This is a genomic window from Pseudomonas sp. H3_A02 (assembly GCF_054671965.1).
Map to the genome: position 1 here is coordinate 4,827,636 of NZ_CP162807.1, position 21,547 is coordinate 4,849,182.

Below are 21,547 nucleotides of genomic sequence, written 5' to 3' on the forward strand. Positions count from 1 at the left end.
GCACTCTTGGCTAAGTGTTCTCTATTTTTTAGCAAACAGTTAAACACAAATGGCCTGGGTCTGTTTCTTGTTTGCGTTGTGCCTGGCGGTGATAGTCCTCGGGACTTCATGCACACCTTTAAGGAACACCCTTGAACCCACAGCATCGACATTCCTGGGGACTGGCTTTCGGCCTCTGCCTGATCACCCTCGCGGTCAACCTGCAGGCGCCGCTGTACACCACCTACGCGCAGTTATCCGGCTACGGGGCCGGCGCCACGGCGGTGGCGTTTTCCGGTTATGTGCTGGGGGTGCTGCCGGTCCTGCTGGCGTTCGGTGGGTTGGCCGACCGGGTGGGCCGCAAGCCGTTGATCCTGGTCGCGCTCGGGCTGTCGATGCTGGCGACGCTGGTGACCTTGCTCTGGCCGAACCTGGTGGCGCTGGGCGTGGCACGCCTGATGATGGGGGTCGGCACGGGGTTGGCCTCGGCCACGTCGACCGCCTATATGACCGAGCTCATGGCAACCGGCGATGCCCGCTCGCCGGCCAACCGGGTCACCGCCAGCACCTCCCTGGGTTTTGGCCTCGGCGCGGCGTTGACCAGTCTGTTCCTGTTCGTCCATCACAGCGCCACGCCCGGCAGCTTCTGGTTGCAACTGATGTTGGCCGCCATCGCGATTGTCGTGGTCTGGCGGCTCCCGGACCCAGCGCTGAAAATCAAAGACGCGCCGCTGCTGCGCCTGCCATTGTTTCCCGCCGGCAGCCTGCCCTACAGTTTTTCCATGCTGTTGGCCTGGGCGACTTCGGGCCTGGTTATCGCCCTATTGCCGTCTGTACTGGCGACCCACGATTTGCAGCGTTGGTCGGGTCTATCGACCTTCACGGTCATCAGTTGCGGCTTGCTCTTCCAGCCTTGGGTGCGGCGCATGCCGCCGGCCAGGGCCACGGGTCTGGGCCTGTTGATCCTGCCGGCGAGCTACGCGCTGCTGGCTTGGGGCGCAAGCGCCGGCTCCCTGCTCGCCGTGCTGCTGGGGGCATTGGGGGCCAGCAGCGCCTGCTACGGTTTCCTGTACCTCGGTGGTTTGTCAGCTATCACGGCCATGGCCGGGGCGGAGAAAGCCCGGATCAGCGCCGGGTTCTTCCTGTTCGCCTATGTCGGGTTCAGCATCCCGGTGGTGGTGACCGGGCTGCTGGCTGACGCTTTTGGCGCTGACGTGGCGTTGATCGTGTTCGGCCTGGCGCTGCTGGCGGGGGCGTCGGTCACTGGGTGGCGCATCGTCCGGACAGAGGCTTATGGGACTCGCCTGTCCCACTGCTGAGCACAAAACCTTGTGGCGAGGGGATTTATCCCCGTTGGGCTGCGCAGCAGCCCCAAGATGAGCAGTTCCTATCTACCTGACACACCGCAATGTCAGGTTTTAGGGCTGCTACGCAGCCCAACGGGGATAAATCCCCTCGCCACAGTTCCGTACCCTTGGCGGCTTCATCGCCTGCTTCAAGGACCACCCCGGCAAAGTCGTATACCATATCCCCACCTAAGCCGAATGACCCGCCGCCGTGACTTTATCCAAGTTCAACCTGCCCGACCTGGGCAACACCCCTTCCACCTCGGAAATCATCACCCGCCACCTGCGCGATGCCATCGTGGCCGGACACTTTGCCGAGGACGAGCCGATTCGCCAGGATGACATCGCCCGCCAGTTCAACGTCAGCAAGATCCCCGTGCGCGAAGCCCTCAAGCGTCTGGAGGCCGAGGGCCTGGTGATGTTCCAGCGCAATCGCGGGGCGATGGTGACGCGCATTTCCGAGGCGGAGCTGGCGCAGATGTTCGAGGTGCGCATGCTCCTGGAAGACAAAGTGCTGCGCCTGGCGATCCCCAACATGACCGAAGACACCTTCGTCCGCGCCGAAGGCATCTGCCAGGAGTTCGTCGGTGAAGACGACGTGGGCCGTTGGGCCGAATTGAACTGGCAACTGCATGCGTGCCTCTACGAGCCGGCGCAACGGCCGTTCATGGTGAGTCTGATTCGCTCGGTCCACGACAAGCTGGAGCGGTACTTGCGCATGCAGATGAGCCTGTCAGCCGGTAAGGACCGTGCCGATCATGAGCACCGGGAAATCATCAAGGCCTGCCGCGCCGGTGATGTCGAACGGGCCGTGGCGCTGCTGGACGAACACATCGCAGGAGTCTGCGAGACCTTGTTCAAGTTCCTGCCTTCCAGCCATTGATGGGCTGGCACTGTGCCGATTTCGTCATCGGCGACAGATAAAACCATCAAGCCGTCCCCCCTGGACGCGGGCCACGCTTGCCGTTACTCATCTGAACGGACGTGGCCCTCCCATGAAACGTATCACCGTGATCGATTCCCACACCGGCGGCGAGCCGACCCGACTGGTCACCGACGGCTTTCCTGACCTGGGCCTGGGCAGCATGGCCGAGCGCAAGCAACGCCTGGCCATGGAGCATGACGCGTGGCGCACCGCCTGCGTGCTGGAACCCCGGGGCAGCGATGTGCTGGTGGGGGCGCTGCTCTGTGAGCCGGTGGACCCAAGCGCCTGTGCCGGCGTGATCTTTTTCAATAACAGTGGCTACCTGGGCATGTGCGGCCACGGCACCATCGGGCTGGTGGCGTCACTGGCCCACCTGGGCAGGATCGGCCCCGGCGTGCACAGTATCGAAACCCCGGTGGGCACGGTACAGGCCACCTTGCACGAAGACCGCTCGGTCAGCGTGCGCAACGTACCGGCCTACCGTTACCGCCAGGCGCTGGCCCTGGAGGTGCCGGGCATCGGCCAGGTAGTCGGCGATGTGGCCTGGGGCGGCAACTGGTTTTTCCTGATCGCCGAACATGGCCAGCGGGTGGCCGGCGATAACCTCGACGCGTTGACCGCCTACACCTACGCCGTGCAGCAAGCCTTGGAGCAGCAGGGTTTTCGCGGTGAGGACGGCGGCCTGATCGACCACATCGAACTGTTTGCCGATGACCCGCACGCCGACAGCCGCAACTTCGTGCTCTGCCCGGGCAAGGCCTATGACCGCTCCCCTTGCGGCACCGGCACCAGCGCCAAACTGGCGTGCCTGGCGGCCGATGGAAAACTGCAACCCGGGCAGATCTGGCACCAGGCCAGTGTGATTGGCAGCGAGTTCGAGGGCTCCTACGAACGCTTGGGCGAGCGCATCGTGCCGACCATTCGCGGCCGTGCCTACATCAGTGCCGAAACCACCCTGATCATCGAAGCGGATGACCCGTTCGCCTGGGGCATACGTCCGTGAGCGAGGGCCATGTCGCCGACGTGATCATCATCGGCGCGGGCATCATTGGCGCGGCCTGTGCCCAGGCATTGGCCCAGCGCAATCTGAATGTGTTGGTGCTGGACGCCGGTTGGCACGGGGCCACGGCGGCCGGCATGGGACATCTGCTGGTGCTGGATGACAACCCGGCGGAATTGGCACTCAGTCAATACTCCCTGCAACGCTGGCGCGAACTGGCCCCGGCACTGCCCGAGGCCTGCGCCTGGCGCAACAACGGCACCTTATGGCTGGCGGCCAATGCCGAGGAAATGGCCGTGGCCCACACTAAGTACCTGAACCTGGTGGCCCATGGCGAAGCCTGTGAATTGATCGGCCAAGCCACCCTGCACCAGCGTGAACCCGAACTGCGCCCAGGGCTGGAAGGCGGATTGCTGATCAGGGGCGACGGCATCCTCTACGCCCCGGCAGCCGCCCGCTGGATGCTGGACGCGCCTAACATCCGCCAGCAACGGGCACAGGTCAGCGAAATCGACGGCGCTCGCGTACGCCTCGATGATGGGCGCTGGTTGAGCGCCGAGGCGGTGGTCCTCGCCAATGGCATCCAGGCCACCGAGTTATGCCCGGAACTGCCGATCGAGCCGAAGAAAGGCCACCTGCTGATCACCGACCGCTACCCCGCCACCGTCACCCACACCTTGGTGGAGCTGGGCTACGTCACCAGTGCCCATAACGCCAGCGGACCGTCGGTGGCGTGCAATATCCAGCCACGCCCGACCGGGCAATTGTTCATCGGTGCCTCGCGGCAGTTCGGCACCGTCGACCCGCAGGTGGAAGGCTGGATGCTGGCGAAGATGCTCAAGCGTGCCGTCGACTACATGCCTGGGCTGGCGCATCTGAACGGCATCAGGGCCTGGACCGGTTTCCGCGCAGCAAGCCCCGACGGCTTGCCCCTGGTGGGCCGACATCCGCAGCGCACGGGACTGTGGCTGGCGGTCGGTCACGAAGGCCTGGGCGTCACCACCGCGCCCGCGACGGCCGACCTGCTGGTGACGCAGTTGTTCGACGAGACCTCGCCATTGCCCGCGCAGCCTTACCTGCCGCAGCGTTTCCTCGGAGAACCCGCCCATGCCTGAAGCCCGACACACTTCCCCTGTTTGCTCCGGGGATAGGCTTAACCCCGTGGCGAGGGAGCTTGCTCCCGCTGGGGCGCGAAGCGGCCCTGTTTTGGGTCTGCTGCGCAGCCCAGCGGGAGCAAGCTCCCTCGCCACAGGTTCTGGGGGCGCTCAAGACATCCGCTTCGCCAAGGAGGATTGGACCCATGCCTGACCTATTTCTGGACGGCCGCCCGCTGTCAGTCGCCCATGGCACCAGCGTCGCGGCGGCATTGGCGTTGGGTGCGGACGGTTGCAGTCGTACCTCGGTCAGCGGCCAGCGCCGTGCTCCGTTGTGCGGCATGGGCGTCTGCCAGGAATGCCGGGTGCTGATCGATGGTCGTCGCCGTCTGGCCTGCCAGACCTTGTGCCTCGATGGCATGCACGTGCAGACCCGACCATGAACGAAACCACCGACCTGCTGATCATCGGCGCCGGCCCCGCCGGCATGGCCGCCGCCCTCGCGGCGGCAAGCAGTGGTGCGCGCATCGTGCTGCTGGACGACAACCCGCTGCCCGGCGGGCAGATCTGGCGCGACGGCCCCCAGGCCAACCTGCCCAGCGCCGCCCGACGCCTGCGCGATCAACTGCACACCTGCGCCAACGTACGCTGCCATGCCGGCACCCGCGTGATCGCCTGCGCAGGGGATAAAACCTTGCTGGTGGAAGATGCCGAGCGCGGTTGGCAGATCCGCTACGAGCGCTTGATTCTCTGTACCGGTGCCCGTGAGCTGCTGTTGCCGTTTCCCGGCTGGACACTGCCCGGCGTGACCGGCGCCGGCGGGTTGCAGGCGCTGATCAAGGGCGGCTTGCCGGTGCGCGGCGAACGGTTGGTCATCGCCGGCAGCGGCCCCTTGCTGCTGGCCAGTGCCGCCACGGCAACACATCAGGGCGCACAGGTGCTGCGCATCGCCGAGCAGGCCCGTCGCGGCGCCGTGGCCGGTTTCGCCGCGCAATTGCCACGCTGGCCGGGGAAGTTTTTCCAAGCGTTCAGTCTGTTCGACCGGCATTACCGCACCGACACCCATGTGGTAGAGGCGCTCGGACGGGAGCGGCTGGAGGGCGTGCGCCTGCAACAGCAAGGCAAGATGATTGAACTGGCCTGCGACCGACTCGCCTGCGGTTTCGGGCTCGTTCCCAATACCCAGTTGGGCCAGGCCCTGGGCTGCGCGGTGGAGGACCAGGCGCTGGCGGTTGACGCCTGGCAAGCGACCTCGCGCCGTGAACATTACGCCGCCGGTGAGTGCACCGGTTTCGGCGGCAGCGAACTGGCGCTGGTGGAAGGCGCCATCGCCGGGCATGCTGCCGTTGGTAATAGCGCCGCCGCCCAACTGCTGTGGCCGCGTCGTGCACGTTGGCAGGGGTTCGCCCGGGCCTTGAACACGGCCTTCGCCCTCGATCCACGGCTCAAGAACCTGGCCACGGCGGACACCCTGGTCTGCCGCTGCGAGGACGTGCCCTATGGCGAACTAGCCGGCCATGACAACTGGCGCGAAGCAAAACTGGCAAGCCGCTGCGGCATGGGCGCGTGCCAGGGCCGAGTCTGCGCCGCCGCCCTGGAACACCTGTTCGGCTGGACACCGCCCACCCCTCGCCCACCCTTCAGCCCGGCGCGGATCGAAACCCTGCTGAACCTGGAAGAAACCCCACCCTCCTGACCTCAACACACATCCCACTCTGACCTGCCTAGTCATACAACCTGCACTCACCGCAATTCCCTGTGGGAGCTGAGCTTGCTCGCGATAGCGGTGGGCCAGTTGATAGAGATGCTGCCTGTGCCGCCGTCATCGCGAGCAAGCTCGGCTCCCACAGGGGATTGTCATACCCCCCAGATCTGTGAACACACCGGAACCCTGTGGGAGCGAGCTTGCTCGCGATAGCGGCGTGACACGCACTACATTTTCGACTGACACTCCGCCATCGCACCCACAAAAAAGACAACGCCGGCCATGTACCCCTCGCTCACTTCCCTAGCCCCCTGCGACCTCGACACCCTGCTACGCAGCCTGAAGCCCATCGCCCCGCTACTGGACACCCTCGCGGACGTGGTGTTTTTCATCAAGGACCAGCAGGCCCGCTACGCCTTCGTCAACCAGACCCTGGCCCGGCGCTGCGGTTTCAAACACAGCGGAGACCTGCTGGGCCTCACTGCCGAACAAGTGTTCCCCGAACGCTTCGGCCCGCTGTACACCGAGCAGGACCGGCGGGTGCTGGCCAGCGGGCGGGAGTTGGCCGACCAGCTCGAACTGCATTTGTATTACGGCAACCAGCCCGTATGGTGCCTGACCCACAAGCTCGCCCTGCATGACCCAAACGGCCAGATCGTCGGCCTTGCCGGCATTTCCCGCGACCTGCAACTGCCGCAATCGAACCACCCGGCGTTCCACAAACTGGCGGCGGTGGACGCCCATATCAAGCAGCACTTCGCCCGCCCCATCAGCCTTGCCGAGCTGACCGCCATCGCCGAATTGTCGGTGGCGCAGCTGGAACGGCACTGCAAACGCATCTTCCAACTCACACCACGGCAAATGATTCACAAGGCAAGGCTGGAAGAAGCCTCGCGACTGTTGCTCGACAAGGACCTGCCGATCACCGAGATCGCCCTGCGCTGCGGTTACACCGATCACAGCGCCTTCAGTCGCCAGTTCCGCGCCCTGACCAGCCTGTCACCCAGCCAATATCGGGAGAATCAGCGCTAAGTCATGTTCCCTGATGGGGCGCCAAGCCCCGTGGTTGCTCCCATCTGTAACACCCGTCACCAACGTTGCACCGTGCCTTGGTGTGGCACGGCCCTGCAGGAAAGCCTCTAGATCAGCGTTCCGGTGGAATTGCCAGAACTGAACCCCAAACAGGCACGCCGATTGCTTATTTAATATCGTATACGAAATCCTCAATACGATATCTCACCGCATTTATTCGACAGCGAGGCATTTATGAAAAACCCTGCATTGGCCGTAGCCCTCAGCGTTGTCCTCACCCCGCTTTTCATTGCCCCCGCCCACGCCGACAAGCTCGACGACATCATCGGCTCCGGCAAACTGCGCTGCGCCGTGACCCTGGACTTCCCACCCATGGGCTTTCGTGATGAAAAAAACAACCCGGCGGGCTTCGACGTGGACTATTGCCACGACCTGGCGAAGGTCCTCGGCGTCGAGGCCGAAGTGGTGGAGACCCCATTCTCCGACCGAATCCCCGCGCTGCTGTCCGGCCGCGCCGACGTCATCGTCGCCTCCACCTCCGACACCTTGGAGCGAGCCAAGACCGTCGGCCTGACCGTGCCCTACTTCGCCTTCCAGATGGTGGTGCTGACCCGCGACAACACCGGCATCAACAGCTACGCCGACCTCAAGGGCAAGGCCTTGGGTAACACCAGCAGCACCTACGAAGCCATCGCCCTGGAGAAGGACCAGAAGAGCTGGGGCAGCGGCAGCTTCCGCGCCTACCAGTCGCAGAACGACACCCTGCTGGCCGTCGCCCAGGGGCACATCGACGCCACCGTGGTGACCAACACCGTGGCCGCCGCGACCATCAAGTCAGGCAAGTACAAGGGCCTGAAGATCGCCGGTGACGCGCCCTACGTCATCGACTACGTGTCCCTCGGCGCCAAGCGCAGCGAGTACGGCTTGCTCAACTACCTCAACCTGTTCGTCAACCAGCAGGTGCGCACGGGCCGCTACAAGGAGCTGTTCGTCAAATGGGTCGGCACCGACATCCCGCCGGCCAACCTGACCGTTCCCCAGGTCTACTACTGAGGATCGGCGCATGCCAAGCACGCCTGTCCGTGTGAAAGGCCGCAGCCTGGTGGAGGGTGCCGCCCAGGGCGCCCTGCTGTTCGCCGAGGTGGGACTGAGCTTCTGGGGCGGGGTCGATCCAGCCAGCGGCGAGGTCATCGACCGCCACCATCCCTTGAGTGGGGAGCGCCTGGCCGGGCGCGTATTGGCGATTCCCAGCGGACGCGGCTCCTGCACCGGCAGCAGCGTCTTGATGGAGCTGATCAGCAACGGCCACGCCCCCGCAGCCCTGGTGCTGGCCGAAGCCGATGAAATCCTGACCTTGGGCGTGCTGGTGGCGCAGGTGATTTTCCAGCGTTCGCTGCCGGTGTTGTGCGTGGGACATGAGGCCTTCAATGGGTTGCGCGGCCAGGGTTTTGTCCGCCTTGAAGGCGACGTCCTGACCCTCACCGGGCGCCGCCCCAACGACGGTTGGCAAGGTTCGGACGCAGTGTCGCAGCCGCCTACCGCCTCGACCCTGGCGCTGACCGAACAAGACCGGGCATTGCTCGACGGCAGCCACGGCAAGGCCGCCCAGGTGGCCATGCAGATCGTGCTGCGCATGGCCGAAATCCAGGGTGCCACGCAATTGCTGGACGTGACCCAGGCCCACATCGACGGCTGCATCTACACCGGCCCGGCCAGCCTGCGCTTTGCCGAACAACTGGTGCAGTGGGGCGCGCAGGTGCGCATCCCCACCACCCTCAATGCCATCTCAGTGGACCAGCGTCGCTGGCGCGAGCTGGGCGTCGATCCGGCCCTGGGCGAGCCGGCCAGTGCCTTGGGCGACGCCTACATGGCGATGGGCGCCCAACTGAGTTTCACCTGTGCGCCCTACCTGCTGGACACCGCGCCAAAGACCGGCGAGCAAATCGTCTGGGCCGAATCCAACGCGGTGGTCTATGCCAACAGCGTGCTGGGCGCTCGCACGCAGAAGTACCCGGACTTCCTCGACATCTGTATCGCCCTGTGCGGGCGAGCCCCCTTGTCCGGCTGCCATCTCGACGCCCCCCGCAAGGCCCAACTGATTGTCGACGTGCCGGCGCTGGGCAAGGTCGATGACAGCTTCTATCCGCTGTTGGGCTATCACATCGGCAGCCTGGCCGGCCGGCGCGTTCCGCTGATACGCGGCCTGGAACACGCCGCGCCGAGCCTGGACGACCTCAAGGCCTTCGGCGCCGCGTTCGCCACCACCAGCGCCGCGCCGCTGTTTCACATCGCCGGGGTGACACCGGAAGCCCTCGACCCGGCCGAGGTCCTGGAGCGCGACGTCGCGTTGCCGCGGGAAAGCGTCGACGCCGCGGGGCTGCTTGCCAGTTGGCGCGAGCTCAACAGCGCCCGGGACAACTGGGTGGACGTAGTCTCACTGGGCAATCCGCATTTCTCCCTCAGCGAATTCGCCGCCCTCGCGACCTTGTGCGCGGGCCGGGTCAAGCATCCGTATGTGGTGCTGGCGATCACTTGCGGCCGGGCGGTGCTGGAACAGGCCCGCAAAGCCGGGTATCTGACCGCCATCGAGGCCTTCGGCGCGGTGCTGGTAACCGACACTTGTTGGTGCATGTTGGGTGAGCCGGTGATCCCGCCCCAGGCCACCACGCTGATGACCAACTCCGGTAAATACGCCCACTACGCACCCGGCCTGGTCGGTCGCGGGGTGCACTTTGCCGCCCTCGCCGATTGCGTCGAGGCCGCGTGCACCGCCGCGACTCGCGGCCAGCCGCCGACGTGGCTGCAACCCTCCGCCCGCACCGGGAGCCCGACCCATGTTTGACTACAGCTTCCAATGGCGCCCGGCCTTGCGCGCCCTGCCCGACATGCTCGCCGGGGCCTGGGTGACCTTCGAGACCGCCGCGCTGTCGATGATCTTCGGCGTGCTGATCGCCCTGGTGCTGACAGTGATGCGCCAGGCCCCGAATCGCCTGCTGCGGGGTGTGGGCAATGGCTGGGTGTCCATCGCCCGCAACACGCCTTCGCTGTTCCAGATCTACATCCTCTACTTCGGCCTCGGCTCCCTCGGGCTGCACGTCAGTTCCTGGCTGGCCTTGCTGGCCGGGATCACCTTCAACAACGCCGGCTACCTGGCGGAAAACTTTCGCGGCGGCCTCAAGGCCGTGCCCGGTACGCAAATGCGCGCCGCCCGCTCCCTGGGGATGAGCGCCTTCCAGGCCTACCGGATGATCATCGTCCCGCAGCTGTTGCGCATCGTCTTCTACCCGTTGACCAACCAGATGGTCTGGGCGGTGCTGATGACGTCCCTGGGGGTGGTGGTCGGCCTGAACAACGACCTCACAGGTGTCACCCAGGAATACAACGTCAAGACCTTCCGCACCTTCGAATACTTCGCCCTCGCGGCGGTGCTGTATTACCTGATCGCCAAGCTGATCGTCGGGCTGGCCCGGCTGTTGTCCTGGCGCTTGTTTCGTTACTGAGGAGGGTGGGACATGTTTTCTACAAGCCTCAGCGTTAACGACCTGCTGTATTTGCTCGAGGGGGCCTGGGTCACGCTGCAACTGACCGTGTGGTCGATCCTGCTGGGCACCCTCGCCGGCTTGCTGTTCGGCCTGTTGCGGGCGTTGTTGCCGCGGGCCAGCCTGCCACTGGCCTGGCTGCTGGACGTGTTTCGCAGTGTGCCGCTGCTGATCCAGTTCGTGCTGTTCAACTCCCTCAAGAGTATCGCCGGCCTGAACCTCAGCGCCTTTGCCGTCGGTTGCATCGTCCTCGGGATCTACGCCGCCGCGTACTTCACCGAGATCGTTCGAGGGGGCGTGCTGGCGGTGCCGTTGAGCACCCGCCGGGCCAGTCGGTCGCTGGGCCTGAGCTATGCGCAGGACCTGCGTTTCATTGTCCTGCCGATTGCCACGCGGGTGGCCTTTCCCGGCTGGCTGAACCTGGTGCTGGGGGTGATGAAGGACACCGCGCTGGTGATGTGGATCGGCATCGTCGAATTGCTGCGGGCCTCGCAAACCATCGTCACGCGCATTCAGGAACCCCTGCTGGTGCTGTGCATCGCGGGCCTCATTTACTACGTCATGAGCCTGGTGGTTGCCCGTCTCGGCGCACGCCTGGAAAGAAGGTGGCAGGAAAATGATTGAGATCGAAAACGTGCACAAATCCTTCGGTGACCTGGAAGTGGTCAAGGGTGTGAGCCTGACGGTGGACAAGGGCGAAGTGGTGTCGATCATCGGCGGTTCGGGCTCGGGCAAGTCGACCCTGTTGATGTGCATCAATGGTCTGGAGCCGATCCAGAAAGGCAGCATTCGCGTGGACGGTATCGAGGTCCATGACCGCGCCACCGACCTCAATCGCCTGCGGCAGAAGATCGGCATCGTGTTCCAGCAATGGAACGCCTTCCCCCACCTGACCGTACTGGAAAACGTCATGCTCGCGCCGCGCAAGGTGTTGGGCAAGAGCCGCCAGGATGCCGAGGCGCTGGCGGTGAAGCAGCTTGAACACGTGGGCCTGGGGGACAAGCTCAAGGCCTTTCCCGGCAAGCTTTCCGGCGGCCAGCAGCAGCGCATGGCGATCGCCCGGGCGCTGGCGATGTCGCCGGACTACATGCTCTTCGACGAAGCCACCTCGGCCCTCGACCCGCAACTGGTGGGTGAAGTGCTGGACACCATGCGCATGCTCGCCGAAGACGGCATGACCATGGTGCTGGTGACCCACGAGATCCGCTTCGCCCGGGACGTATCCGACCGCGTGGCGTTCTTTTGCAATGGCCGGGTCCATGAGATCGGGCCACCGGACCAGGTGATTGGTCATCCGGTGCAGCCGGAGACGGCGGCTTTTCTCAAGTCAGTGAAATAGCGGATGGCCCCATCGCGAGCAAGCTCGCTCCCACAGGGTTGCGCGGCGTACACAAAAACAATGTGGGAGCGAGCTTGCTCGCGATGAGGCCCAACCAGACAACACAAGGATTTGACTCATGCGCTCATCGAAAATCATCCATGTAGTCAGCTGCCACGCCGAAGGCGAAGTCGGCGATGTGATCGTCGGCGGCGTCGCCCCACCACCCGGAGCCACGGTGTGGGAGCAATCACGCTGGATCGCCCAGGACCAGACCCTGCGCAACTTCGTCCTCAACGAGCCCCGTGGTGGCGTGTTCCGCCACGTCAACCTGCTGGTGCCGGCCAAGGATCCGCAGGCGCAAATGGCCTGGATCATCATGGAACCGGCCGACACCCCGCCGATGTCCGGCTCCAACTCGCTGTGCGTCGCCACCGTGTTGCTGGACAGCGGCATCCTGCCGATGACCGAACCCCAGACCCGCCTGGTACTGGAAGCGCCGGGCGGCCTGATCGAAGCGGTGGCCGACTGCCGCGACGGCAAGGTGCAACGGGTCGAGATCAAGAACGTGCCCTCCTTCGCCGACCGCCTCGATGCCTGGATCGAAGTCGAGGGGCTGGGGTCGCTGCAGGTGGACACTGCCTACGGCGGCGACAGCTTCGTCATCGTCGACGCCCAGCGCCTGGGTTTTGCTATCCGTCCTGATGAAGCGGCCGAATTGGTGGCCGTGGGGCTGAAAATCACCCGGGCCGCCAACGAACAACTGGGTTTTGTCCATCCTTTGAACCCGGACTGGTCGCATATCTCGTTTTGCCAGATCGCCGCGCCCATCGTCCAGGAGAGCGGCATCGCCACTGGCGCCAACGCCGTGGTGATCCAGCCCGGCAAGATCGACCGCTCCCCCACCGGCACCGGCTGCTCGGCGCGCATGGCGGTGCTGCACGCCAAGGGTTTAATGCACGTGGGCGAGCGGTTTATCGGTCGCTCGATCATCGGCTCCGAATTCCACTGCCGCATCGACTCACTGACCGATGTGGCCGGACGCCCGGCGATTTACCCGTGCATCGCCGGGCGGGCGTGGATCACCGGGACTCATCAACTGTTGCTCGACCCGGCCGATCCGTGGCCGCAGGGGTATCGGCTTTCGGATACCTGGCCGGGCGCATGACTTCCAGATTTTCACACAGCCCTGTGGGAGCAAGGCTTGCCCGCGATGAAGATGACGCGGTCTTCCAGGGGAACCGAGGTGCCTGCATCGCGAGCAAGCTTTGCTCCCACAAATGCCTTCGCCACAAACCATTAACAATCGGAGACAACCCATGAGCAAACGTATCAACTGGAGCGGCGTGTTCCCTGCCGTCACCACTCAATTCAACGACGACTTCTCCATCAACCTGGAAAAAACCCACCAAGTGATTTCCAACGTCATCCGCGATGGCGTTTCCGGCCTGGTGGTCTGCGGGTCGGTGGGGGAAAACACCTCCCTGAGCGCCGAGGAAAAAATCGCCGTGACCGAAGTGGCGGTGGACGCCTCCCGTGGTCGCGTGCCAGTGATCTGCGGCGTGGCCGAGTTCACCAGCGTGCAGGCCGCCAAGGTCGCCAACGCGGTGCGCAAGGTCGGTGTCGACGGGGTGATGCTGATGCCGGCGCTAGTCTACGGCTCCAAACCCTTCGAGACCGCCGAGCATTTCCGCTACGTGGCCCGCCACGCCGATGTGCCGTTGATGGTCTACAACAACCCGCCGATCTACAAGAATGACGTGACACCGGACATCCTGATTTCCCTGGCCGATTGCGACAACGTGGTGTGTTTCAAGGACTCCTCCGGCGACACCCGGCGTTTCATCGACGTGCGCAATGAAGTCGGTGACCGTTTTGTGTTGTTCGCAGGCCTGGACGATGTGGTGCTGGAAAGCCTTGCCGTGGGCGCCGAAGGTTGGGTCTCGGGCATGTCCAACGTGTTCCCGAAGGAGGGCGAAACCATTTTCCGCCTGGCGCGCGCCGGCCGCTTCGCCGAGGCGATGCCGATCTACGAATGGCTGATGCCGATCCTGCACCTGGACGCCCGCGCCGACCTGGTGCAATGCATCAAGCTGTGCGAAGCCATCGCCGGCCGCGGCAGCGCCCTCACCCGCCCACCTCGCCTGGCCTTGCCAGAAGAAGATCGAGTGTATGTGGAGCAGATCATGGCCAAGGCCATGGCCAATCGGCCGGTGTTGCCGGATGTGGGGCTTTAAGAACCGACCCGGCACGCCAGGTAGGTAAAGAAACCCATGTGGGAGCGGGCTTGCTCGCGAAAGCGGTCTGTCTGATATGACTATGCTGCATGTGCCGCCGTCTTCGCGAGCAAGCCCGCTCCCACAGGATTGATGGTGAATACCGAATCGTGAACACACGCAATGAAACTGTGGGAGCGAGCTTGCTCGCGATAGCGGTCTGTCTGAATCGACTATGCTGGATAGGCCGCCATCATCGCGAGCAAGCTCGCTCCCACAAGGATTCAAGGTATCCCATGAATTATTTCCTTGCTCAGGCCCTGAACAATCAATGGGCCAACCACAGGCTGCTCGGCGCCTGCGCGCAGTTGAGCGAGGCCGACTACGCCGCGCCGCGCACGGGATTCTTCCCGTCCATCCAAGCCACGCTTTGCCACATCCTGGAAGTGGACCGCTATTACCTCACCGCCCTGGAAGGCGACCGGGACGGCCAGATAAAAGACTTTTCCGAGACCCTGGCCTTTGCCCAACTGATGCACAACCAGACCCGAACCGACCAGCGGCTGGTGGCGTTCTGCGAAGCCCTGCGGGAAGACGACCCCGCCCGCTCCGTCGACCTGGTGCGTGCCGACGGTGTGGTGCGCGAACGAATCGACCGGCTGCTGTTGCACCTGTTCGAACATCAGATCCATCATCGTGGACAAGTCCACGCCATGCTCAGCGCCACCCACGTAGAGCCACCCCAACTCGATGAGTTTTTTCTCGATTGCGACCGTCGGTTCCGCGAAGACGAGGAACAGTTGCTTCAACTCGATGAACGGCGGGTCTGGCGCGAATACCTGCCCGGTTGAACCGGCCACCCAAAGGAGACCTTGCCATGAACGTTATCCTTCGTTGCATCGGTTTGGCGTTGATGCTGATCACCACCGCAGCACTCGCTCACCACGGCTGGAGCGAATACGACGCCAGCAACCCCTTGGAGCTCGACGGCACCATCAAGGAAGCAGGGTATTCCCATCCCCATGGCTACGTGCGCCTGCAGACCACCGACAAAACCTGGACCGTCGTGCTGGCCCCGCCTTCACGCATGGAGAATCGGGGGCTGACCAAAGACATGCTCAAAGCGGGTAACCGCGCCACCGTGGTCGGCTATGCGAACCGCAACAAACCCGACGAATTACGCGCCGAACGCATCATCATCGGCGACAAGACCACCGAGTTGCGCTGATGCAGGCTTCCCAGGCAGGCTCAGCCCAAGGCTGGATGGACCGGTTGGCCGACTCGTCCCTGGGGTTGGCCATGCGCAGCGAGCTGTGGCTCTATCCGCTGGTGGAAGTGGTGCACATCGTCGGCTTTTCGATATTGGTGGGCGCGGTGGTGATGTTCGACCTGCGCCTCCTCGGGCTGTCCAAGGGCATCGCCGTGACCGCGCTGGCCCGCCACCTGCTGCCCTGGGCCGTTGCGGCCCTGCTGTTGATAGTGCCTGCCGGGTTGATGATGTTCAGTGCGCATCCCCATGACTTTGCCGGCAACAATGTCTTCATTCTCAAGCTTTGCCTGATCGCGGCGGCGGGCCTCAATGCCCTGTTGTTTCACGTTGGAACCTACCGTTCGGTCGAGCAATGGAACACCGGCCACAAGGCGCCGGGCGTGGCCAGACTTCAAGCACTGCTATCCATGGCGCTATGGGTCTCGGTCATTCTCTGCGGTCGATTGCTGGCCTATACCTGAACTACACCTGAGCTACACCTGGAAAAAAAGGCGATGGCCGCTGCCGGCCATCGCCAAATCGCCCACCCGGGCGCTCTCAGATCCGTGCGGGAGACACGATGATCTTCACGTTGTGCTCCTTGTTGTTCACCAGCTCCTCGAAGCCCTGCCCGACGATCTCCTCCAACTGGATGCGCCCGGTCACCAGCGGCGAGATGTCCAAGCGTCCGTCGGCGATGAAGGCAATCACATCGGCGAACTCACCGTTGTAGGCCAGCGCGCCAAGCACCTGCTTTTCGGTGGAGACCAGGTCAAAGAAGTTGAACTCGCTCGGTTCCTCGAAAATACCCACCAACACACACTTGCCAGCCTTGCGGATCAGGTCGATGGCGAACTTGGCGGTGTGCTTGTTGCCAATGCATTCGAAACTGACATCGGCCCCCAGGCCAGCGGTCAGCCGGCGGACTTCAGCCAGGGCATCACACTCGTTCGGATCGATCACGTGGCTGGCGCCGACTTCCAGAGCCTTGGCCTTGCGCGCACCGGACATTTCCAGGGCGATCACCTGGGCCGCGCCAGCCGCCTTGGCGCACATGATGGTGCACAGGCCGATGGTCCCGGCACCGACCACCACGACGTTCTGGCCCAGCAGACTGCCGGCCTTTTTCACCGCATGCATGCCCACCGCCAACGGCTCGATCAACGCACCGGCCTCGGTCGGAAAGTCGGCGGGCAGTTTGTAGAGCAGGTTGGCCGGCACGTTGACCAATTCCGCGAACGCACCGTTGTTCATCAGCCCAGTGAAGGCCAGGTTTTCGCAGATGTTGTAGAGCCCATGGGTACAGTAATAACAAGTGCCGCAGTGCTGGCAGGCGTCCGCCGCCACGGGCTCGCCGACACTGAAACCCTCGACGCCAGCGCCCAGTTCGACGATCTCGCCGCAGAACTCATGGCCGAGGATGCATTGGCCCTTGATCCCGGTCAGCGGGTGTGGCGCGTCCACCGGGATAAATACTGGCCCGGCCACGTATTCATGCAGGTCAGAGCCACAGATACCGCACCATTGCACACGGATCTGCACCCAACCGGCAGGCGGCGCAACCGGCAGTGGCACGTCTTCGACGCGGATGTCGTTGCGGCCATGCCAGACGGCGGCGCGCATGCTGCGGGTCGGCTTGATTGAAACGTTCATAACGTTACCTCCAGAATGTTCAGGGACGATGACACCTGCCACCGCCTACTTGATCAGTGCTGCTTGATGAACCCGAGGATCAGCCGGTTGACCTGCTCGGCCGCTTCCATCTGCACCATGTGCCCCTGGCCGGAAAGCACTTCGACCTGGGCACTCAACCCTTCGCTGTGGGCCACGGGGATGATTGCGTCGTCGCTGCCCCAGATCAGCAGGGTCGGTACGTGGCCGGCCTGCACCACTTCACGCAGGTCCATCTGCTGGCGACCGTCGACGAACAGCGTCGCGGACAGTTGCCGCAGGGCGGCGTCCACGCCTTCCAGGCGCTTGTACTTGAGCATGTCGTCGAGCATCTGCCGGTTGACCAGCTCGGCATTGGAGAACAGTTGCATCAGTGGCGGCTTGAGGGCGTTGCGGTTGGCCGCTTCGACGAAAGCTTGCAGGTAGCTGCCGTTGATCTCCGTCCCCAACCCGGCGCTGCCGATCAAGGTCAGCGACCGAACCCGCTGGGGCATCAAGCGCGCGACATTCAGCGACACCGCCCCACCCATGGAATGCCCCACCAGGTGCACAGCGTTGATGTCCAGGTGATCGAGCAAGGCCAGCACCACGCCGCTCAGCTCGTCCAGGTCGCCGCGTTGCAGGGTTTTCGACGATTCGCCATGGCCCGGCAGATCCAGGGCAATGACCCGTCGCCCGGCAGCCAGTGCTTCATGGTTGAACAGCCAGTTGTTCAGGTCGCCGCCGAAACCGTGCACCAGCACCAGCGGCGTGCCGCCCTCGCCGCGCTCGAAATAGCGGATCACCCGGCCGTCCAGCTCGACTTTCTGCGGTTTCGGGCCGCGGTCTTCATCGGCCGCGTCACCGGGCACGAAGTTGGATTGGAACTGCTCGATGACCGCGTCGATCTCGGCCTCGCTGGCCTCGCCCTCAACGACGATACCGAGCAAGGCGCCGACCGCCAGAGTTTCATCCTGGTGGGCGATTTGTCGGCGCAGGATTCCAGAGAACGGCGCCTCGACGCTGCTGGAGATTTTGTCGGTCTCGACGTCCATCACTTCCTCGCCCTTGGTGATGGCCTGGCCCTCCTCCTTGAGCCAGGCATCGACCCGGCCCTCGGTCATCGACAGGCCCCACTTGGGCATGGTCAGGGTAAAAATCTGGCTCATCAGCGCTTGCTCCACTCGATCACGTTGAGCACGGCTTGTTCGATCTTCGCCGCGTCAGGGATGTACAGGTCTTCCAGGGCATCGGAGAACGGCACCGGGGTGTGCGGCGCGGTGACCATTTCGATCGGCGCCTTGAGTGCGCCAAAGGCTTTTTGCGCCACCAGCGCGGAAATATCGGTAGCCATGGAGCAACGCGGGTTGGCCTCGTCGATCACCACCAGGCGTCCGGTCTTCTCGACACTTTCCAGGATGCTGTTCTCGTCCAGCGGGCTGGTGGTGCGCAGATCGATCACTTCGCAGTCAATGCCGCGCCCCGCCAGGCTGCGTGCGGCGTCCATCGCGGTGTTGACCAGCCGCCCGTAGGACACCAGGGTCACGTCCTTGCCGTCGCGCAGGAAGTTGGCCTCGCCGAACGGTACGGTGTAGAGCTCTTCCGGCACGTCGCCCTGCATGCTGTAGAGCAACTTGTGCTCGCAGAAGATCACCGGGTCGTTGTCGCGGATCGCCTGGATCAGCAGGCCCTTGGCGTCGTAAGGCGATGACGGACACACGACTTTCAGCCCCGGAATGTGCGTCCACAGGGACGTAAGCATCTGCGAATGCTGGGCGGCGGCGCGCAGGCCGGCGCCGACCATGGTGCGGATCACCAGGGGCGTGGAGGCCTTGCCGCCGAACATGTAGCGAAACTTCGCCGCCTGGTTGAGGATCTGGTCCAGGCAGCAGCCGGCAAAGTCGACGAACATCAGCTCGCACACCGGGCGCACGCCACAGGTGGCGGCGCCGACCGCCGCACCGACGTAACCGATTTCCGACAGCGGCGTGTCCAGCACGCGCCCGGGGAACTGATCGTAAAGGCCCTTGGTGACGCCGAGCACGCCGCCCCAGGCATCGTTTTCACCGGGCGCGCCGGCGCCACCGGCCACGTCCTCACCCATGATGAAGACGCTTGAGTCGCGGCGCATTTCCTGGGCCAGGGCTTCGTTGATTGCCTGCTGATAGCTGATTTTTCTCGCCATGATGGGATTCTCTATTTTTGTTATTCAGGGGGGCGTTCAGGGATAGCTGACGTAGACGTCGGTCAGCAGGTCCGCCGCAGAGGGCTTGGGATCGGACTTGGCCTTGTGCACGGCGTTTTCGATCAGCAGGTCCACTTCCTTGTCGATCTGGTCCAACTGCTCGACGGTGAGCAAGCCGGCCCGGGTGGTGCGCTCGCGGAACTGCATCAGGCAGTCCTGGTTTTCGCGGAAATGCTTGACCTCGTCCGGCGCCCGATAGGTCTGGGCGTCGCCCTCGAAGTGGCCGTAGTAGCGGGTCAGCTTGACCTCGATCAGCGACGGCCCTTCGCCGGCACGGGCGCGTTCGACGGCGGCCCCGGCGGCTTCATGCACGGCAAAGAAATCGAAACCATCCACCGTCACCCCAGGCATGCCGAAGCCGGCCGCGCGGTCGGCGATGTGATCGCAGGCCACCGACCAATTGGAAGCGGTGGCTTCGGCGTAGCCGTTATTTTCCGCGACGAACAGGCACGGCAGGTTCCACACCGAGGCCATGTTCATGGCTTCGAACACCGCGCCTTCGTTGGAGCCGCCGTCGCCGAAAAACACCACGGCGACGCTGTCGGTGCCCTTGAGCCGGGCCGCCAGGGCAGCGCCCACCACCAGCGGCGCGCCGGCACCGACAATGCCATTGGCGCCAAGCATGCCTTTCTCGAAGTCGGCGATGTGCATCGAGCCGCCCTTGCCTTGGCAGACGCCGGTTTTCTTGCCGTAGATCTCGGCCATCATCCCGTAGACGTCCACGCCCTTGGCGATGCAATGGCCGTGGCCACGGTGGTTGGACGCGATGCAATCGTCATCGCCCAGGTGGGCCATGACCCCGGCGGCCGACGCTTCTTCGCCGGCATACAGGTGAACGAAACCGGGAATCTCGCCCGTGGCGAACTCCACGTGCAGGCGCTCTTCGAAGGCGCGGATGGTGCGCATCACCTGGTAGGCATGCAGCAGTTGATCGTGGGTGAGCGGTGTCGACATTTTTATTCTCCTGGGGTGTCTTCTTGAAGATTCAGAGGGTGTTGCGGGTGTTCGCGGCCGATGGCCAGCAAACGCTGTTGCGCGGCGTAGGCCAGCACCGCGTTGACGTCGATGCTCAGCGGGCCGCCGGCATCGAGGGTGACCGTGGGCCGGTCATGGACGTTGAATTCGATTTCCCGCTCGCCGTCCAAGGCCAAGGTGCCGCTGGAGAGCGATAGGCTGTGGGCGATGCCGGACTCCAAAGGGCCGGCGGCAAGCACCCCGCAGCCCTGCAACAGGCCGGGCGCGAGCGGCACCAGCAGCGCTTCGGGGGATTGCGGGTCGAGGCGCATCCAGGCGCCGCCCGGTGCCTGGCGTGACACCGGAAACCACAAGCCGCACAACGCCGACAGGCCAATGGATTGCGGTTCGGCGAAGGTCACGAAGACTTCGGCCAGGTCCTGTGCCCGACTGATGGCCCGGGCGCCGACAAAGCGCAGCGGCGACACGGCGACGTCCACCAGGGCAACTTCGCGCAGGCCACGTCCGGCATCGCAGACCAGCAAGCGCTTATTGCGACGCAAGCCGATCTGCGCCGGGATCCGCCCGCTGGCGTACAACCCACCGGCCAATCCGGCACTGGTGGCCTCGCGCAATTCAGGAAAGGCGTTGTTGGTGCCGGTGGACAGGGTCAACAATGGGATGTCCCCCACTTCGGCGGCCACCGCCTTGTGGGTGCCGTCGCCGCCGAGCACGGCGATCAGCGCCACCTCGCGCTCGGCCATCAGGCGCGCGGCCCGGCGGGTATCTTCGACGGTCTGGCGCAGGGTCAGGTCGAGAAACTCCAGGGCCGGCCAGTGGCTGCTGCGGGCCTGGCGGCTGTGGCTGTTCTTCAGCACGGCGGCGGCCATGCCGATCATGTCGGTGGGCATCAACACCTGCTCGATGCCGGTGGCGCCAAAAGCGGCCAGCAGGCGCTGGATTACCGAGACCTTGTCGGTGCTGGAAAACAGCCCGGCATTGGCGGTCAGGCGCCTCACGTCACGGCCCGATGCGGGATTGGCGATGATGCCCACGGTCAGTGGCCGACGGCTCATGGCGCCACCGAGGAAGGAACAGGCGAACGGCCTGGGCAGGAGGACCCTCGACAGGAAAACATAGACACCTCGTTGTTATTATTGGATGACCCGTCGAAGCGGGCTCCAGAGGTAGAGCAAGGGCGGTGCCAGCTACGGGAAACATCCTGGAGATGGCCGGGCCAGAGCGGTCAAGCCGTAATTTTCGATGAGACGAAGCGAGCCCCGGTGAGACGCGCC

General features: G+C 64.2%; 22 protein-coding genes. 17 read left to right on the forward strand and 5 right to left on the reverse strand.

Going from position 1 to position 21,547, the window contains the following annotated elements; genetic code table 11:
• The first annotated feature begins 131 nt into the window (after positions 1-131).
• From AB4N80_RS21195 to AB4N80_RS21275, 17 genes are all read left to right on the forward strand, one after another.
• The gene (locus tag AB4N80_RS21195) at positions 132-1,298 is read left to right on the forward strand and encodes an MFS transporter (protein WP_460078658.1); all 1,167 of its coding nucleotides are present in this window, start codon (positions 132-134) and stop codon (positions 1,296-1,298) included.
• 238 nt (positions 1,299-1,536) lie between these two features.
• Entirely contained in the window at positions 1,537-2,208 is a 672-nt protein-coding gene (locus AB4N80_RS21200; protein ID WP_122566457.1) for a GntR family transcriptional regulator, read from the forward strand.
• Positions 2,209-2,320: 112 nt separating this feature from the next.
• A complete protein-coding gene (locus tag AB4N80_RS21205) occupies positions 2,321-3,253 on the forward strand; it encodes a 4-hydroxyproline epimerase (protein WP_460078661.1) in 933 nt (310 codons plus the stop codon).
• Positions 3,250-4,365: an NAD(P)/FAD-dependent oxidoreductase gene (locus AB4N80_RS21210; RefSeq protein WP_305492259.1), complete on the forward strand. Its 1,116-nt coding sequence runs from the start codon at positions 3,250-3,252 to the stop codon at positions 4,363-4,365. The genes AB4N80_RS21205 and AB4N80_RS21210 overlap by 4 nt, the downstream gene beginning before the upstream one ends.
• Before the next feature lie 185 nt (positions 4,366-4,550).
• Complete coding sequence (locus AB4N80_RS21215; RefSeq protein ID WP_122566454.1) at positions 4,551-4,787, forward strand: 2Fe-2S iron-sulfur cluster-binding protein; 237 nt, start codon at positions 4,551-4,553, stop codon at positions 4,785-4,787.
• Complete coding sequence (locus tag AB4N80_RS21220; protein ID WP_460078664.1) at positions 4,784-6,040, forward strand: FAD-dependent oxidoreductase; 1,257 nt, start codon at positions 4,784-4,786, stop codon at positions 6,038-6,040. Before AB4N80_RS21215 ends, AB4N80_RS21220 begins: the two co-directional genes overlap by 4 nt.
• Positions 6,041-6,331: 291 nt before the next feature.
• Positions 6,332-7,081 (forward strand): AraC family transcriptional regulator, encoded by a 750-nt coding sequence (locus AB4N80_RS21225; RefSeq protein ID WP_122566452.1) that lies wholly within the window; start codon positions 6,332-6,334, stop codon positions 7,079-7,081.
• Positions 7,082-7,315: 234 nt separating this feature from the next.
• Positions 7,316-8,134, forward strand: coding sequence for an ABC transporter substrate-binding protein (locus AB4N80_RS21230; protein WP_122566451.1), 819 nt, complete (start codon positions 7,316-7,318; stop codon positions 8,132-8,134).
• A gap of 10 nt (positions 8,135-8,144) precedes the next feature.
• On the forward strand, positions 8,145-9,923 hold the full coding sequence (gene lhpI, locus AB4N80_RS21235) for a cis-3-hydroxy-L-proline dehydratase (RefSeq protein WP_460078668.1): 1,779 nt from the start codon (positions 8,145-8,147) through the stop codon (positions 9,921-9,923).
• Complete coding sequence (locus tag AB4N80_RS21240) at positions 9,916-10,581, forward strand: amino acid ABC transporter permease (protein WP_060742046.1); 666 nt, start codon at positions 9,916-9,918, stop codon at positions 10,579-10,581. The genes lhpI and AB4N80_RS21240 overlap by 8 nt, the downstream gene beginning before the upstream one ends.
• Before the next feature lie 12 nt (positions 10,582-10,593).
• Positions 10,594-11,244 carry an amino acid ABC transporter permease gene (locus AB4N80_RS21245; RefSeq protein ID WP_305481443.1) on the forward strand — a complete coding sequence of 217 codons (651 nt, stop codon included), beginning with the start codon at positions 10,594-10,596 and terminating at the stop codon, positions 11,242-11,244.
• Positions 11,237-11,959: an amino acid ABC transporter ATP-binding protein gene (locus tag AB4N80_RS21250; RefSeq protein WP_122566449.1), complete on the forward strand. Its 723-nt coding sequence runs from the start codon at positions 11,237-11,239 to the stop codon at positions 11,957-11,959. The genes AB4N80_RS21245 and AB4N80_RS21250 overlap by 8 nt, the downstream gene beginning before the upstream one ends.
• Positions 11,960-12,077: 118 nt before the next feature.
• Positions 12,078-13,106 (forward strand): trans-3-hydroxy-L-proline dehydratase, encoded by a 1,029-nt coding sequence (locus AB4N80_RS21255; RefSeq protein WP_460078671.1) that lies wholly within the window; start codon positions 12,078-12,080, stop codon positions 13,104-13,106.
• Positions 13,107-13,257: 151 nt separating this feature from the next.
• Positions 13,258-14,175 (forward strand): dihydrodipicolinate synthase family protein, encoded by a 918-nt coding sequence (locus AB4N80_RS21260; RefSeq protein WP_283557217.1) that lies wholly within the window; start codon positions 13,258-13,260, stop codon positions 14,173-14,175.
• A gap of 275 nt (positions 14,176-14,450) precedes the next feature.
• Complete coding sequence (locus AB4N80_RS21265) at positions 14,451-15,005, forward strand: DinB family protein (RefSeq protein WP_122566446.1); 555 nt, start codon at positions 14,451-14,453, stop codon at positions 15,003-15,005.
• 26 nt (positions 15,006-15,031) lie between these two features.
• Entirely contained in the window at positions 15,032-15,382 is a 351-nt protein-coding gene (locus AB4N80_RS21270) for a DUF6152 family protein (RefSeq protein WP_122566445.1), read from the forward strand.
• Entirely contained in the window at positions 15,382-15,885 is a 504-nt protein-coding gene (locus AB4N80_RS21275; protein WP_122566444.1) for a DUF6644 family protein, read from the forward strand. The genes AB4N80_RS21270 and AB4N80_RS21275 overlap by 1 nt, the downstream gene beginning before the upstream one ends.
• A 76-nt stretch (positions 15,886-15,961) precedes the next feature.
• On the opposite strand, the gene AB4N80_RS21280 is transcribed toward AB4N80_RS21275, so the two are convergent.
• From AB4N80_RS21280 to AB4N80_RS21300, 5 genes are all read right to left on the reverse strand, one after another.
• Positions 15,962-17,026 (reverse strand): 2,3-butanediol dehydrogenase, encoded by a 1,065-nt coding sequence (locus AB4N80_RS21280; protein WP_240998454.1) that lies wholly within the window; start codon positions 17,024-17,026, stop codon positions 15,962-15,964.
• Positions 17,027-17,109: 83 nt separating this feature from the next.
• The gene (locus tag AB4N80_RS21285; RefSeq protein ID WP_460078676.1) at positions 17,110-18,222 is read right to left on the reverse strand and encodes an acetoin dehydrogenase dihydrolipoyllysine-residue acetyltransferase subunit; all 1,113 of its coding nucleotides are present in this window, start codon (positions 18,220-18,222) and stop codon (positions 17,110-17,112) included.
• Positions 18,222-19,238 carry an alpha-ketoacid dehydrogenase subunit beta gene (locus AB4N80_RS21290; RefSeq protein ID WP_460078679.1) on the reverse strand — a complete coding sequence of 339 codons (1,017 nt, stop codon included), beginning with the start codon at positions 19,236-19,238 and terminating at the stop codon, positions 18,222-18,224. The genes AB4N80_RS21285 and AB4N80_RS21290 overlap by 1 nt, the downstream gene beginning before the upstream one ends.
• A 36-nt stretch (positions 19,239-19,274) precedes the next feature.
• Positions 19,275-20,252: a thiamine pyrophosphate-dependent dehydrogenase E1 component subunit alpha gene (locus tag AB4N80_RS21295; RefSeq protein WP_122566440.1), complete on the reverse strand. Its 978-nt coding sequence runs from the start codon at positions 20,250-20,252 to the stop codon at positions 19,275-19,277.
• Between the two features lie 2 nt (positions 20,253-20,254).
• Positions 20,255-21,328, reverse strand: coding sequence for an ATP-NAD kinase family protein (locus AB4N80_RS21300; protein WP_122566439.1), 1,074 nt, complete (start codon positions 21,326-21,328; stop codon positions 20,255-20,257).
• Positions 21,329-21,547 lie beyond the last annotated feature (219 nt).

Bases quoted from the DNA above. Each gene is read 5' to 3' on its own strand.
- AB4N80_RS21205 (WP_460078661.1), top strand. From the start codon at position 2,321: ATGAAACGTATCACCGTGATCGATTCCCACACCGGCGGCGAGCCGACC.
- AB4N80_RS21215 (WP_122566454.1), top strand. From the start codon at position 4,551: ATGCCTGACCTATTTCTGGACGGCCGCCCGCTGTCAGTCGCCCATGGC.
- AB4N80_RS21220 (WP_460078664.1), top strand. From the start codon at position 4,784: ATGAACGAAACCACCGACCTGCTGATCATCGGCGCCGGCCCCGCCGGC.
- AB4N80_RS21225 (WP_122566452.1), top strand. From the start codon at position 6,332: ATGTACCCCTCGCTCACTTCCCTAGCCCCCTGCGACCTCGACACCCTG.
- AB4N80_RS21230 (WP_122566451.1), top strand. From the start codon at position 7,316: ATGAAAAACCCTGCATTGGCCGTAGCCCTCAGCGTTGTCCTCACCCCG.
- lhpI (WP_460078668.1), top strand. From the start codon at position 8,145: ATGCCAAGCACGCCTGTCCGTGTGAAAGGCCGCAGCCTGGTGGAGGGT.
- AB4N80_RS21240 (WP_060742046.1), top strand. From the start codon at position 9,916: ATGTTTGACTACAGCTTCCAATGGCGCCCGGCCTTGCGCGCCCTGCCC.
- AB4N80_RS21245 (WP_305481443.1), top strand. From the start codon at position 10,594: ATGTTTTCTACAAGCCTCAGCGTTAACGACCTGCTGTATTTGCTCGAG.
- AB4N80_RS21250 (WP_122566449.1), top strand. From the start codon at position 11,237: ATGATTGAGATCGAAAACGTGCACAAATCCTTCGGTGACCTGGAAGTG.
- AB4N80_RS21255 (WP_460078671.1), top strand. From the start codon at position 12,078: ATGCGCTCATCGAAAATCATCCATGTAGTCAGCTGCCACGCCGAAGGC.
- AB4N80_RS21260 (WP_283557217.1), top strand. From the start codon at position 13,258: ATGAGCAAACGTATCAACTGGAGCGGCGTGTTCCCTGCCGTCACCACT.
- AB4N80_RS21265 (WP_122566446.1), top strand. From the start codon at position 14,451: ATGAATTATTTCCTTGCTCAGGCCCTGAACAATCAATGGGCCAACCAC.
- AB4N80_RS21270 (WP_122566445.1), top strand. From the start codon at position 15,032: ATGAACGTTATCCTTCGTTGCATCGGTTTGGCGTTGATGCTGATCACC.
- AB4N80_RS21275 (WP_122566444.1), top strand. From the start codon at position 15,382: ATGCAGGCTTCCCAGGCAGGCTCAGCCCAAGGCTGGATGGACCGGTTG.
- AB4N80_RS21280 (WP_240998454.1), bottom strand. From the start codon at position 17,026: ATGCGCGCCGCCGTCTGGCATGGCCGCAACGACATCCGCGTCGAAGAC.
- AB4N80_RS21285 (WP_460078676.1), bottom strand. From the start codon at position 18,222: ATGAGCCAGATTTTTACCCTGACCATGCCCAAGTGGGGCCTGTCGATG.
- AB4N80_RS21290 (WP_460078679.1), bottom strand. From the start codon at position 19,238: ATGGCGAGAAAAATCAGCTATCAGCAGGCAATCAACGAAGCCCTGGCC.
- AB4N80_RS21295 (WP_122566440.1), bottom strand. From the start codon at position 20,252: ATGTCGACACCGCTCACCCACGATCAACTGCTGCATGCCTACCAGGTG.
- AB4N80_RS21300 (WP_122566439.1), bottom strand. From the start codon at position 21,328: ATGAGCCGTCGGCCACTGACCGTGGGCATCATCGCCAATCCCGCATCG.